This is a genomic window from Rhizobium sp. RU36D, assembly GCF_900176345.1.
GTDB lineage: Bacteria > Pseudomonadota > Alphaproteobacteria > Rhizobiales > Rhizobiaceae > Allorhizobium.
The window spans coordinates 19704-33390 of record NZ_FWXU01000001.1; the positions used below are offsets into that span (position 1 = coordinate 19704).

15 protein-coding genes are annotated in these 13687 nt (G+C 60.9%); 13 read left to right on the forward strand and 2 right to left on the reverse strand.

From position 1 onward, the window contains the following. The first annotated feature begins 199 nt into the window (after positions 1–199). Entirely contained in the window at positions 200–1129 is a 930-nt protein-coding gene (locus tag B9A97_RS00110; RefSeq protein ID WP_244564068.1) for a DMT family transporter, read from the forward strand. Here B9A97_RS00110 and B9A97_RS00115 read toward each other — a convergent pair whose 3' ends face one another. Further along, positions 1130–1783, reverse strand: coding sequence for a TetR family transcriptional regulator C-terminal domain-containing protein (locus B9A97_RS00115; RefSeq protein ID WP_084362960.1), 654 nt, complete (start codon positions 1781–1783; stop codon positions 1130–1132). A 303-nt stretch (positions 1784–2086) separates the two neighbouring features. Between B9A97_RS00115 and B9A97_RS00120 the strand changes: the two genes are divergently transcribed. The 6 genes from B9A97_RS00120 to B9A97_RS00145 all read left to right on the forward strand — a co-directional run bounded on the left by B9A97_RS00120 (position 2087) and on the right by B9A97_RS00145 (position 7130). Beyond that, a complete protein-coding gene (locus tag B9A97_RS00120; RefSeq protein ID WP_084362961.1) occupies positions 2087–3340 on the forward strand; it encodes a Zn-dependent hydrolase in 1254 nt (417 codons plus the stop codon). Further along, positions 3337–3861 (forward strand): hypothetical protein, encoded by a 525-nt coding sequence (locus B9A97_RS00125; RefSeq protein ID WP_084362962.1) that lies wholly within the window; start codon positions 3337–3339, stop codon positions 3859–3861. Before B9A97_RS00120 ends, B9A97_RS00125 begins: the two co-directional genes overlap by 4 nt. Before the next feature lie 340 nt (positions 3862–4201). After that, positions 4202–4627 (forward strand): endonuclease domain-containing protein, encoded by a 426-nt coding sequence (locus tag B9A97_RS00130; RefSeq protein WP_084362963.1) that lies wholly within the window; start codon positions 4202–4204, stop codon positions 4625–4627. 235 nt (positions 4628–4862) lie between these two features. Next, on the forward strand, positions 4863–6317 hold the full coding sequence (hydA, locus tag B9A97_RS00135) for a dihydropyrimidinase (RefSeq protein ID WP_084362964.1): 1455 nt from the start codon (positions 4863–4865) through the stop codon (positions 6315–6317). Then, the gene (locus tag B9A97_RS00140) at positions 6317–6733 is read left to right on the forward strand and encodes a hypothetical protein (RefSeq protein ID WP_084362965.1); all 417 of its coding nucleotides are present in this window, start codon (positions 6317–6319) and stop codon (positions 6731–6733) included. Before hydA ends, B9A97_RS00140 begins: the two co-directional genes overlap by 1 nt. A gap of 40 nt (positions 6734–6773) precedes the next feature. Beyond that, a complete protein-coding gene (locus B9A97_RS00145; RefSeq protein ID WP_084362966.1) occupies positions 6774–7130 on the forward strand; it encodes a hypothetical protein in 357 nt (118 codons plus the stop codon). Positions 7131–7201: 71 nt separating this feature from the next. On the opposite strand, the gene B9A97_RS00150 is transcribed toward B9A97_RS00145, so the two are convergent. Beyond that, positions 7202–7627, reverse strand: coding sequence for a cupin domain-containing protein (locus B9A97_RS00150; RefSeq protein WP_084362967.1), 426 nt, complete (start codon positions 7625–7627; stop codon positions 7202–7204). Between the two features lie 125 nt (positions 7628–7752). Here B9A97_RS00150 and B9A97_RS00155 point away from each other — a divergent pair, with 125 nt between their 5' ends. The 6 genes from B9A97_RS00155 (at position 7753) to B9A97_RS00185 (ending at position 13678) form a co-directional block, all read left to right on the forward strand. Further along, positions 7753–8544 (forward strand): ABC transporter ATP-binding protein, encoded by a 792-nt coding sequence (locus B9A97_RS00155; protein ID WP_084362968.1) that lies wholly within the window; start codon positions 7753–7755, stop codon positions 8542–8544. Positions 8545–8763: 219 nt separating this feature from the next. After that, the gene (locus B9A97_RS00165) at positions 8764–9099 is read left to right on the forward strand and encodes a hypothetical protein (protein ID WP_084362970.1); all 336 of its coding nucleotides are present in this window, start codon (positions 8764–8766) and stop codon (positions 9097–9099) included. Positions 9100–9101: 2 nt separating this feature from the next. Beyond that, positions 9102–9980, forward strand: coding sequence for an ABC transporter permease (locus B9A97_RS00170; protein WP_084362971.1), 879 nt, complete (start codon positions 9102–9104; stop codon positions 9978–9980). After that, positions 9977–11098 (forward strand): ABC transporter permease, encoded by a 1122-nt coding sequence (locus tag B9A97_RS00175; protein ID WP_084362972.1) that lies wholly within the window; start codon positions 9977–9979, stop codon positions 11096–11098. The genes B9A97_RS00170 and B9A97_RS00175 overlap by 4 nt, the downstream gene beginning before the upstream one ends. Before the next feature lie 62 nt (positions 11099–11160). Beyond that, positions 11161–12132, forward strand: a complete 972-nt coding sequence (locus B9A97_RS00180) for an ABC transporter substrate-binding protein (RefSeq protein ID WP_084362973.1) — start codon at positions 11161–11163, stop codon at positions 12130–12132. 364 nt (positions 12133–12496) lie between these two features. Further along, positions 12497–13678: an efflux RND transporter periplasmic adaptor subunit gene (locus B9A97_RS00185; RefSeq protein WP_244564096.1), complete on the forward strand. Its 1182-nt coding sequence runs from the start codon at positions 12497–12499 to the stop codon at positions 13676–13678. Positions 13679–13687 lie beyond the last annotated feature (9 nt).

Genomic DNA, 13687 nt, shown 5'->3' on the forward strand with positions numbered 1-13687 from the left:
TGCAAACATTCTCTTGGGATCGGCATCAGGGATCATCGGCGCTGAGCCGCGTCACATTGTCGGATACCAGCGAACGTGCTAAGGCCGGACGCATTCAGCCAGAGTTATGACGTGTGCTTATGTTTCCTGTTTTCGCACATGCCTTTGTCCCGCAATATCTCGGGACATGCTCTTGAGGCATCAGTGCGAGCATGATGAATTGAATAAGCCCACCACCCAGGTGACCAGACACAACAGCCACGCCAAGGGCACCGAGAAATTCCTCGCGCACCTCGCCATGCTGTTTTTTGCGATCTTCATCGCCGGATCCTATTCGATCGGCGCGCTCGCCACCCAGCATATGCAGCCGGCCCCGCTGCAGGCCCTGCGTTATGTCGTGAGCGTGATCCTGCTCGGCATCTTGTGCTTCGGCGTGCTGCGGATGCCCATGCGCATACCGGCGCAACCCTGGCGCTTCCTTGTGCTGGGCTTCCTGATGGGCGTCTACATGCTCACCCTGTTCATCGCCCTGCGCTTCACCAACCCCGTGGCGACAGGCGCGGTCTTCACCATCATGCCCTTGCTGAGCGCCGGTTTCGCCTGGCTTCTGCTGCGGCAATACACCCGGCCCGGCGTGCTGGCCGGCCTCATCCTTGCCGCCATCGGCGCGATCTGGGTGATCTTTCGCGGCGACCTGCAGGCCCTGCTCTCATTCGACATCGGCAAGGGTGAACTGATCTTTTTCGTCGGCGTGATCTGCCACGCCATCTATGTGCCGCTGATCCGCAAGTTCAACAGGCAGGAAAACCCGTTCCTCTTCACCTTCTGGGCCGCCGTCGGCACCATGTTTGTCTTGCTGGTGCCGGCCGCGCCGCAACTGCCCGCCATCGATTACCTGCACCTGCCCGCAATCATCTGGATCGCCATCGCTTATCTCTCGATCGTGGCGACCGGGCTGACCTTTCTGCTGTTGCAATATGGGTCGCTGAGGCTGCCAGCCTCGAAGGTCCTGGGCTACGGCTACCTCACCCCGACCTTCATTATCATCATCGAGGGCATGATCGGGCATGGCTGGGCAAGCGCGCCGGTCTTTCTCGGCGCGCTGGTGACCGCCGGCGGTCTTGCGATCATGGCTGTTCTGCCAGACTGATCAATCCGGCTGTCTTGGGCCGGCAATGATGCCGCGCACGAACAGCGCTTCGAGGAAAAGTGCGGCCTCTTCGAAACGCCGCTCGTCGTCCCTTTCCGGCCCCAGCACGGATCGCACCTGCACGTCGAAATCCGCATAATGCTGCGTCGTCGACCAGATGGCGAAGATCAGGTGATGCGGATCGCAGGGCAGGATCTTGCCCGCCCGCGCCCAGCTGCGGATCACCTCCGCCTTTTCATCCACCAGTTCCTTCAGCGGCCCCTTCAGCACGTCCTCGACATGGGGGGCGCCTTGCAACACCTCGTTGGCAAACAACCGGCTTTCGCGCGGAAAGTCGCGCGCCATTTCCAGCTTCCGGCGGATATAGGATTTGAACTCCGCCTGCGGGTCGCCATCCGCATTGAAGGCCTTCAGCGGTTCCAGCCAGGTTTCCAGCACCCGCTCGATCAGGGCCCGGTGCATTGCCTCCTTGGTGCGGAAGTAATAAAGCAGGTTCGGCTTCGACATGCCGGCCACCTCGGCGATCTGGTCGATGGTCGAGCCCCGGAAACCCCGCACCGAAAACACGTCGAGCGCGGCTTCGAGAATCTGCTCCTCCTTCGCCTCCTGGATGCGCGTGCGCCGCTGTGTTCTCGCTGCTCTCGGAATAGCCATTTTCGCCGTCTTGTTCCCTTCGGAAGAACGACGCCGGAACGCCCTTTTCCCGATCAAATTCAACGCCCAAAATTGCAGCATATGCCTGCTATTTTGTCGTGATTTTTCGTGTTTTTCGTCTTGAGTGCCGCCGCGGAAATAGTAATGTTTACCAATCGGTCAAATTATCTGCAAGTTCCCGAGGAAAGGCAACAATGCAGATAATGCCACGGCAAAGATAAACAAAAAGCCGGGCATGGCGACCAGGGAACAACGGGCATGCACCTTGCATGGCCCCTATGAGAGAAGTTGAGGTTTTTGGACATGGTGGCAGCACCCGGCGAGAACATGCGCGTAAACGGCGATCGCCTTTGGGATTCGCTCATGGAGATGGCGAAGATCGGCCCGGGCATCGCAGGCGGCAACAATCGCCAGACCCTGACGGACGAGGATGGCGAAGGCCGCCATCTCTTCCAGCGCTGGTGCGAGGCAGCCGGCATGACCATGGGCGTGGACAAGATGGGCACGATGTTTGCCACCCGCCCCGGCACCGACCCGGACGCCCTGCCCGTCTATGTCGGCTCGCACCTCGACACCCAGCCGACCGGCGGCAAATATGACGGCGTGCTCGGCGTGCTGGCCGCACTCGAAGTGGTGCGCTCGATGAACGACCTCGGCGTCAAGACCAAGCATCCGATCGTTGTCACCAACTGGGCCAATGAGGAAGGCGCTCGCTTCGCGCCGGCCATGCTGGCCTCCGGCGTGTTTGCCGGTGTGCACAGCCTGGACTATGCCTACGGCCGCAAGGATCCCGAGGGCAAGACCTATGGCGACGAGTTGAAGCGCATCGGCTGGCTGGGCGACGAAGAGGTCGGCGCCCGCAAGATGCATGCCTATTTCGAATACCACATCGAGCAGGGCCCGATCCTCGAAGCCGAGAACAAGCAGATCGGCGTCGTCACCCACTGTCAGGGCCTCTGGTGGCTGGAATTCACGCTTATTGGCCGCGAGGCTCATACCGGCTCGACGCCGATGAACCTGCGGGTGAATGCCGGGCTCGCCATGAGCCGCATCATGGAGATGGTGCAGGAGGTGGCCATGTCGGAACAGCCGGGCGCCGTCGGCGGCGTCGGCCAGGTGTTCTTCTCGCCCAACTCCCGCAACGTGCTGCCGGGCAAGGTGGTTTTCACCGTCGACATCCGCACGCCCTCCCAGGAAAAACTGGACCGCATGCGCGCCACGATCGAAGCGAAAGCCGCCGAGATCTGCGCCGCACTCGGTGTCGGCTGTTCGGTGGAAGCGGTCGGCCATTTCGACCCCGTGACCTTCGATCCGGTCCTGGTCGACAGGGTCCGCGATGCCGCCGAACGCCTGGGCTACAGCCACATGAACATCATCTCCGGCGCCGGCCACGATGCCTGCTGGGCCGCCAAGGTGGCGCCGTCCACCATGATCATGTGCCCCTGCGTCGGCGGTCTTTCGCACAATGAGGCGGAAGAGATTTCCAAGGACTGGGCCGCCGCCGGCTGCGACGTGCTGCTGCATGCCGTGCTGGAGACAGCGGAGATTGTGGGGTGACCAAGATCGCGGCGCCTGGCACGTCCACCACCGGGGGATCGAACGGCACCACGATAGACGTGGGGCCCAAGTCTGGTGGCTTGGCCAGGAAGCTTGGCCGCGGCGTACTGATTGCCGTTCAAGTCATCTATGCTGCACTGCTTGCCATGAATGTCTTGATTGCGACGTCGTCGGCAACGGGGATTTGGGAAGGCTTTGTGGCCCTTGTTCTGTGGTTGGTCTGCATACTCCTTGCGAGTTCCACATTGCTGATCCTTGCTGCACCACATCGAATAGCAAATCTCCGGATCAGACGGTTAGTCGCGGGAGTTTCGATTCTCTATCAGACACTTCTCTTGTTCGGAGTCGGCAGCTTTTTGATATCGTTGATGCTGAATTGGGACGCTGCGACCCAATTATACGGCGAAGACGTCACTACTCACGCACTCAAAGGCTTAGTTGAAGTCACGATTTTTGCCGCCCCCATCTTGATGAGCTTGATGCTCATCGTTCCTGTCGCCAGAAGCCGGGCAGAAACATGATCAGAAGTACCGAAGCCTGTATCACCTCCTCAAGGCTCTTCGGCGCAGCCTCAACTCGGCGCGTTTTTGATCTATGGATTATTCGCTTGTGGAACGCAGTCGTCCTTAGGGCGTGCGGCACAATGCTTGAAACCATTTTGGCCGTGGTTGAGGCAAAGGTCGCCAAGCGTTGCGCTGTATTGCCATCCTATCCGGCCCCGAGAGGTGGGAGATGAGCGAGCTTGTGGCATATTGGCAACCAGGACCATCGCACAGCCGTCTGGGTCTGTTCTCGCCCGCGGGGAGAAGGTCCCGGCAGTGTGGCGCAACACGTTGCGCCTGGTATGAAGGTGGCGCAAGCATGTCACAAGAGCTGAACGAAATCGCCAAAAGGCTCCCCGGCAAAACCGCACAAGCACTGCGGCTAAGGCAAGACGAAACGGATGCCGAATATCGTCTCTGGGGACACCTTCGAAACCGTGTGCTGAACGGCCATAAATTCAACCGTCAAATACCTCTTGGTCCGTACGTCGCGGACTTCCTTTGTCGCGAAAAACGCCTTGTTGTCGAAATCGACGGGTCGCAGCATGCCGATAGCCTGTCAGATAAGGTTAGGACAGGGTGGCTGAACGACAACGGCTATTCGGTCATTCGCTTCTGGAACGACGAGGTCTTGAAAGAACGCCGGGCGGTTCTGGAAACCATTCTTGCTGTGCTTGAAGGAAAGATCGTGGATCGCTGCGAGACGTTGCTATTCTATCCGTCAACGCGCCATGGAGACCTGTAGTGTCGATTTGGCTTCGCACCCCCTCATCCGGCTCTTCGAGCCACCTTCTCCCCGCTGGGGAGAAGAGGGAGATTGCCGCAACCTTTCGACCAAAACGCATAGCTGGTGGCCTTGGTCTCTTCTCCCCAGCGGGGAGAAGGTGCCGGCAGGCGGATGAGGGGGTCCCATATCCGCTGATTTTGCGCCACCAAACAAACACGCGCTCAGGATGCTCAGAACAAACAGGGGAACAACAATGACCACAGTCATCAAGAACGGCACCATCGTCACCGCAGACCTCACCTACAAGGCTGACGTCAAGATCGAGGGTGGCGTGATCGTGGAGATCGGGCCGGATCTCAAGGGCGATACAGTGCTGGATGCCACGGGATGCTATGTCATGCCTGGCGGTATCGACCCCCATGTGCATCTGGAAATGCCCTTCATGGGCACCTATTCGGCCGACAATTTCGAGAGCGGCACGCGCGCCGGGCTGTCGGGCGGCACCACCATGGTGGTGGATTTCTGTCTTCCTGCCCCGGACCAGTCGCTGCTCGAGGCGCTGACCATGTGGGACAACAAGACCAGCCAGGCCAACTCAGACTACTCCTTCCACATGGCGATCACCGGCTGGAACGAACGCGTCTTCGACGAGATGAAGACCATCGTCCAGGACAAGGGCATCAACACATTCAAGCATTTCATGGCCTACAAGGGCGCGCTGATGGTGAACGACGACGAGATGTTCGCCTCGTTCCAGCGCTGCGCCGAGCTTGGCGCCCTGCCGCTGGTCCATGCCGAAAACGGCGATGTCGTCGCCGCTATGACCGCCAAATTGATGGCAGAGGGCAATAACGGCCCCGAGGCCCATGCCTATTCCCGTCCGGCGGAAGTCGAGGGCGAGGCCACAAACCGCGCCATCATGCTGGCCGACATGGCCGGCGTGCCGCTCTATGTCGTGCACACCTCCTGCGAACAGGCGCATGAAGCGATCCGCCGCGCCCGGCAGAAGGGCATGCGCGTCTATGGCGAGCCGCTGATCCAGCATCTCACGCTCGATGAGAGCGAGTATTTCAACAAGGATTGGGACCATGCCGCCCGCCGGGTCATGAGCCCGCCCTTCCGCAACAAGCAGCACCAGGATTCGCTGTGGGCCGGCCTGCAGGCGGGCTCGCTCTCCTGCGTGGCGACAGACCACTGCGCCTTCACCACGGAGCAGAAGCGGTTCGGCGTCGGCAATTTCGCCAAGATCCCCAACGGCACCGGCGGCCTAGAAGACCGCCTGCCGATGCTGTGGACCTATGGTGTGGCGACGGGCCGGCTGACGATGAACGAATTCGTTGCCGTCACCTCCACCAACATTGCCAAGATCCTGAACATCTATCCGAAGAAGGGTGCAATCCTGGTTGGCGCGGATGCCGATATCGTGGTCTGGGATCCCAAGCGTTCGAAAACCATCTCGGCCGCCACACAGCAGTCGGCGATCGACTACAATGTCTTCGAAGGCAAGGAGGTCACCGGCCTGCCGCGTTTCACCCTGACTCGCGGCCTCGTCGCAATCGAGGAATCCACCGTAAAAACGCAGCAGGGCCACGGCCAGTTCGTCAAGCGAGAGCCCTATCAGGCCGTCAACAAGGCGCTGTCCACCTGGAAGGAACTGGTGGCCCCGCGCAAGGTCGAACGCACGGGCATCCCGGCAACGGGGGTGTGATGATGGTTGGACGTCGTTTCATCGGCCATGTGTCCGCCATACTGGCGGGTTCACTGGTCATTCTGGCCGGGACGGAAGGGCTCTACTTCGGCCCGATGGGCATTGTTGGCGGTGCGATGAAGTGGACGGGCGGTCTGCTGATCATGCTCATTCTGGCTCTGCTGACAGCACCGGTTGGCCTCCTTGCCAGATATTTCTCCGGCATGCTTCCGTTCGCACCCTTGCCGGTAGCCTGCATACTTGGCGCAATCATAGGCCTGGTTTTGATCCCGACCATCCAGCCGCTAGGCGGGACCGCTCCGGTGAACGAAAATCTTCTCGCCTATTCGCTTATCCATCTGCTTGCGGGAACGGCCGGAGGATTTGTCTGGTATCGCGCCGAATTCCGTTGTCGCCTGCTTGGCACAGGAGTGTGAATGCGTTCCGACCGGCTCGTACAGTGTAGGAGGGCTGCACATGCTGTTGGTGGTCACTGTGACATTCGGCATTACCCTGGCATCCGCATGGGGTGTGGTGTGGCTACTGGGCCGGTTTGTCAGCGCTCGCCTGGCTATTGGCGCGGCTTTGGCTCTGATGGCCTATCTGCTCTACACGGGCATCGACACAATGCTGGTCTGTTCAGCGGAAGCGACCTATGTCGCACCGCTACCTGGAAACAGCGGAGAGGGCAGCATGATCCACGCCTGTGATGGTCCCGGCGGCATGATCGCCTATTTTTACTCGGTTTTCCTGGTACCCACGGCTTTGGTGCTGCTCGGCGTTGTCACCTATCGTCATTGGATTTCAAAGGCAGAGCAGAAGGTACAGTCATGACGCGTTCTTCGCTCCGATGCGTTGACTGCAACTTCGCTCTTGTCTCTGTTGAGCCGCAGCCGCCGGAATCCTTAAGCCGGCAGCGGCATCTCCACCAGCGCGTCCAGTTCCGGCAACAGCACTACGCTTTCCTGCTCGTTCGGATCGGTTCGGGCGATGATGGCCGAGCAAGGCGTGTTCGACAGGTTCGCCGGCAGATGCGGCACGCCGGCCGGGATGTAGAACAGTTCGCCGGCGCGCACGACCACGTGGTTTTCCAGCCGGTCGCCATACCAGGTGTGGGCCTCGCCAGAGAGCATGTAAATCGCCGTTTCGTGGCTTTCGTGCAGATGCGCCTTGGCCTTGGCACCCGGCGGGATCGTCAGCAGATGCATGCAAATGCCCTTGGCGCCAACCGTCTCGGCGGCGATGCCTTGAAAATAGCTGAGCCCTTGCTTGCCGTCATAGGTAGTGCCCGGCTTGACGATGTGGCAGGTGGGTTTTGATGTCTCGTCCATGCGCGCATTCCTCCATTTTCATTGAGCAGGCCGCATGCCGGGATAGGCCCGGTGCGGCCGGTGATGTAACCATACCATGCAACAAGTCCCCGGCTTTTGCCAGAAATCCGATTGGTTCGAATTGAATGACCGCTTCCGATTTTTCCGTCGTCTCCGCCCGTGATCTCTGTCTCACCTTCGAGACGGGGGATGGTCCGGTCCATGCCCTCTCAAACGTCAATCTGGAGGTGAAGAAGGGCGATTTCGTCTCCTTCATCGGCCCGTCCGGCTGTGGCAAGACCACCTTTCTGCGCGTGATCGCCGATCTGGAAAAGCACACGTCAGGCACGATCACCGTCAATGGCATGACACCGGAGGCGGCCCGCAAGGAGCGCTCCTACGGCTATGTCTTCCAGGCGGCGGCGCTTTATCCCTGGCGGACGATCGAGAAGAACATCGCCCTGCCGCTGGAGATCATGGGCTATACCAAGGCCGAAACGCAAAAGCGCATCGAGCGCACGCTGGAGCTCGTCAACCTCTCCGGCTTCGGCAAGAAATATCCCTGGCAACTGTCAGGCGGCATGCAGCAGCGCGCCTCCATCGCCCGCGCGCTCGCCTTCGATGCCGACCTGCTGTTGATGGACGAACCCTTCGGCGCGCTGGACGAAATTGTCCGCGACCACCTGAACGAACAACTCCTGAAGCTCTGGGCGGCCACCAACAAGACCATCTGCTTCGTCACCCACTCGATCCCCGAGGCGGTCTATCTCTCCACCAAGATCGTCGTCATGAGCCCCCGGCCTGGCCGCGTCACCGACGTCATCGAATCGACGCTTCCCGCCGAGCGGCCGCTCGATATCCGCGAGACGCCGGAATTCCTGGAGATCGCCCACCGCGTGCGCGAGGGCCTGAGAGCGGGGCACAGCTATGAGGAGTAGGCCTTTTCCTGTGTTGGTGGCAAGTTCTACCCCCCTCTGCCCTGCCGGGCATCTCCCCCACAAGGGGGGAGATCGGCTAGAAGCGCCGACCTCCAGCATCAGCCAAGCAGTACCGGGCTACCGAATGGCGCGGGATCGCCGCAAGTCGATCTCCCCCCTTGTGGGGGAGATGTCCGGCAGGACAGAGGGGGGTATTTTGCCGTATCGGAGGTCCACCCCATGAGCCCCGCCTTCCTCCTTTGGCTGGGCGCCTCCATGGTGATCTACCTCGCCGCGGCCACGGCCACCCGCACCTATATCGCCAGCAGCAACATGGCCTATCTCATCCTGTCGCTGGCGCTTTATTGCGTCGGCAATCTGATGATGGTGCGGCTGATGCGCGAGGGCGGGCTGGGGCTTGCCATCTCCATCTCCGCCATTGCGCAACTTCTGTTCGTCAATGTCATTGCGGTCGCGGTCTTCGGCGAACGGCTGAGCACGCTGCAACTGGCGGGCGTCGGCCTCGGTGCGGTCGCGATGGTGCTGATGCTGTTTCCATCGCAGGCAAGGGTGTGACCATGGGCACGATCCGTCAAAAACTCCTTCCGGTCCTGACCATCCTCGCGATCATTGTCGCCCTCTGGTATGTCTTCACCATCATCATGAATGCGCCGTTCCAGCGCGACCAGGACAAGCGCGTCGGCGTGACCTCCACGACGATGGAACTCATCGCCAAGACCATGTGGCAGCCCAAGCCGCTTTTGCCCGCACCGCATCAGGTGGCGATCAATGTCTACGAAAACACCGTCAAGCGCAGCGTCACCAGCAAGCGCAGCCTGGTCTATCACGGCTGGGTCACGCTCTCGTCGACGCTATCAGGCTTTGCCATGGGCACGCTGCTCGGCATCGTGATTGCCGTCGGCATCGTCCATGTGAAGTCGCTGGAGCGCAGCCTGATGCCGTGGATCATCGCCTCGCAGACGGTGCCGATCCTCGCCATCGCGCCAATGGTCATCGTCGTGCTCGGTGCCGTCAATATCACGGGCCTCATACCCAAGGCGCTGATCTCGACCTATCTGTCCTTCTTCCCGGTGACGGTCGGCATGGTGAAGGGGCTGCGCTCGCCTGATGGCATGCATCTCGACCTCATGCGGACCTACAATGCCAGCCTCGGCCAAACCTTCTGGAAACTGCGCGTGCCAGCCTCCATTCCCTATCTTTTCACCTCGATGAAGGTGGCGGTCGCGGCAAGCCTGGTCGGCGCCATCGTCGCGGAACTGCCGACAGGCGCCGTGGCCGGCATCGGTTCCAAGCTGCTGGCCGGCTCCTATTACAGCGAGACGATCGACATCTGGGCAGCACTCGTTGCCGGTTCGGTGCTGGCAGCGCTGCTGGTAACACTCGTTGATGTCGCGGCGCGCATCACCACGCGCGCCATGGGCGGGAGGCCGGCATGACGCGGTTGATGAAAGACTGGCAGATCACGCTCGCCCTCCTGCTCCTGATCGGCGCCGCTGGACGACCCCTTACGACGCCGGAAGGCAGCGGCGCGTCCTCCCTGCCCGTATCGGCCTTCCTGCTGCTGACGGCCATTGCCGCCCTGTTCACGCCATACAAGATCAGCCCTGTGAGGAAGGCCGCCGCCCTGCTGGTCGGCTCGCACGGCGCGGCCTTCATGCTTCTGGACGTGCTGGCCGGCAATGAAGGGCGGATGGCAGCACCCTATTTCCTGCTCGTGGCGGCGTCCTGGCTGCTCGCCTGGGCCTGCGTCGCACGGCTCTCGGCGCTGCGACCAACGTCCCAGTCCATCCAGACGGGGCTGCGGCTGTTGATCCCCGCAATCTTCGGCGCCTGGGTGCTGATCCTGTGGGAGGTTATCACACGCGGCTTCGGCGTGCCCTTCGTGCTGCTGCCGCCGCCGTCCGCCATTGGCACGCGGCTGGTCGAATCCCTGCCGATCCTGGCCGCCGATGTGCAGCAGACCATCTTCAAGGCAGTGCTTTCAGGCTATATCATCGGCTGCAGCGCCGGCTTCCTGACGGCGATCCTGGCCGATCGTTTCGACTTCCTGCGCCGCGGCCTGCTGCCAATCGGCAACATGGTCTCGGCCCTGCCGATCATCGGGGTGGCGCCGATCATGGTGATGTGGTTCGGCTTCGACTGGCAGTCGAAAGCGGCGGTCGTGGTCATCATGACCTTCTTCCCCATGCTGGTGAACACGGTCGCAGGCCTTGCGGCATCGGGCGCGATGGAACGCGACCTGATGCGCACCTATGCCGCGGACTACGGGCAGACGCTGATCAAGCTGCGGCTACCCGCCGCCTTGCCCTTCATCTTCAATGCCTTGAAGATCAACTCGACACTGGCGCTGATCGGCGCCATCGTCGCGGAATTCTTCGGCACGCCGATCGTCGGAATGGGCTTTCGCATCTCCACCGAAATCGGACGCTTGAACGTCGACATGGTCTGGGCCGAGATTGCCGTTGCGGCGCTTGCCGGTTCGGTCTTCTATGGCATCATCGCCCTCATCGAACGGGCAGCGACTTTTTGGCATTCGTCTATCCGCACCGGATAGGCGCAAACTTGCGCTTCGTTTCCGGGAGCGCAGGATAACTTCAGAGGGAAAAGGAAAAGAACATGAAGAAACTGATGATTTCCTTGATGGCCGGCGCGATGTCTCTGGCAGCGGCCCAGGCCATGGCCGCCGACAAGGTGACGCTGCAGCTGAAATGGGTGGCCCAGGGCCAGTTCGGCGGCTATTTCGTCGCCAAGGACAAGGGCTTCTATGAAGCCGAAGGCCTCGACGTCGAAATCAAGCCCGGCGGTCCCGACATCGCCCCCGAGCAGGTGATTGCCGGCGGCGGCGCCGACGTCATCGTCGCCTGGATGGGTGGCGCATTGGTGGCCCGCGAAAAGGGCGTGCCGCTCGTCAACATCGCCCAGCCCTACCAGAAGGCCGGCATGCAGCTGGTCTGCCCCAAGGATGGCCCGATCAAGACCGAAGCCGATTTCAAGGGCCACACCCTTGGCGTCTGGTTCTACGGCAACGAATATCCGTTCTTCGCCTGGATGAACAAGCTGGGCCTGAAGACCGATGGCGGCCCCGATGGCGTGACCGTGCTCAAGCAGAGCTTCGACGTGCAGCCGCTCTTGCAGAAGCAGGCCGACTGTATCTCTGTCATGACCTATAACGAATACTGGCAGCTGATCGACGCCGGCTTCAAGCCGGAAGACCTGACAGTGTTCAACTACTCGGCCATGGGCAACGACCTTCTCGAAGACGGTCTTTACGCCCTGGAAGACAAGTTGAAGGATCCGGCTTTCAAGGAAAAGATGGTCAAGTTCGTCCGCGCCTCGATGAAGGGCTGGAAATACGCGCTTGAGAACCCCGATGAAGCAGCCGAAATCGTCATGGAGAACGGTGGCCAGGACGAAAACCACCAGAAGCGCATGATGGGCGAAGTCGCCAAGCTGATCGGCGATGGCTCTGGCGTCCTGAAGGAAGACGTCTATGCGCGCACCGCGAAGGCCTTGCTGGACCAGAAGATCATCAGCAAGGAGCCGTCGGGCGCCTGGACCCACGACATCACCGACGCGGCTGTGAAGTAACGCGCCATTCAGGCGGTATAGAAGGAGGATGTGGGGCCGAAAGGCCCCGCATTCATTTCGGCAGCCCCACAAAGATAAGTATACGCATACATCAATTTTCGCGATTTGATTTGTGTACGGCAGCGTTTTAATAGTTTTGTTGGCGAATCTTTGATATGCGACCTTGTATGGACGAAGGTCGTCACCAACTAGACAAATGGATGAGACCGGAACAGGTGGCGCTGCCGAAGGCGGAAATTTCGGCGGCACCAAGTCAAAGTGATGGCATGGGATACGGGCTGCTGTCGCGCTTGATCTAATCTTCATCAGTCTGCGTAATTGTGTAAGTTTGGAACCTCGGAAGGGACAGATGGCTCCGTATTCGATGAAAACCGCCCGCGCGCTTTTGGCGCTGACGACGGCGACAATGCCTTTCTCCGCCTTTGCACAGGAGACCGCGGCCGTCGCCGCCGCTCCGGCAGCTAACCTCCCGGCAATCGTCGTGACCAAGGCGGAAGCACGTCCGCTGGTGGACAGGGTCGTGGCCACAGGCTCGATCAAGCCGGTCGAAGAGATCTACGTTCAGCCGCTGGTAGACGGGTTGTCGATCCAGTCGCTCGCGGCCGATGTCGGTGACAAGGTCGAGGCAGACAGCGTCCTGGCAACCCTGTCGAACGATACGCTGCTGCTGCAGAAGAGCCAGTACGAGGCCAACAAGGCCCGTGCCGAGGCCGCACTGGCGCAATACAAGGCGCAACTGGCGGACGCCCGGATAACGTTCGATGAAGCTGACCGTCAGCGCACGCGCGCCGAACAGCTCGGCAAGAACGGCACCTTCTCCACCTCCCAGGTCGAGCAGGCCACCACCAATGCGCTGAGCGCGAAGGCCAAGCTCACCAGCACTGAACAGGCGATCAACATTGCCGAAGCCGACATCAAGGTCGTGGACACCCAGATCGCCGATGTCGACCTGAAGCTTGCCCGCACCGACGTGCGCACCAAGGTCGGCGGACTGGTCTCCGCCCGCAATGCCAAGGTCGGCGCCATCGCCAGCGGTTCCGGTACGCCGCTCTTCACGCTGATCCGCGACAATGCGCTGGAACTGGTGGCGGATGTCTCCGAGACCGATATCCTGAAGATCAAGATTGGCCAGGAAGCCCGCATTTCCGTTGCCGGCGGCGTGGAAAAGCTCACCGGCAAGGTCCGCCTGGTGTCTCCGACCGTCGATCCGACGACACGCCTCGGTGCCGTGCATATAGAATTGGATGACGATGACCGCGCGCGGGTCGGCATGTATGCCAGCGCCGAGGTCATCGTGGCCAAGGTCGACGGTGTTGCCCTGCCTCTCTCCGCCGTGACCACCGAAAAGAACGGCTCCACCGCGCGCCGCGTCGAAAACGATGTGGTCAAGCAGGTCAATATCAAGATCGGCATTCAGGACGGCGCCTATATCCAGGTCGTCGATGGCTTGAAGGCAGGCGAGGAAGTCGTCGCGAAGGCCGGCGCCTTCGTACGCGATGGCGATCGCATCAACCCCGTCCGCCAGGCGGACAGCGTCTCCAACTAAGGGCCGGCG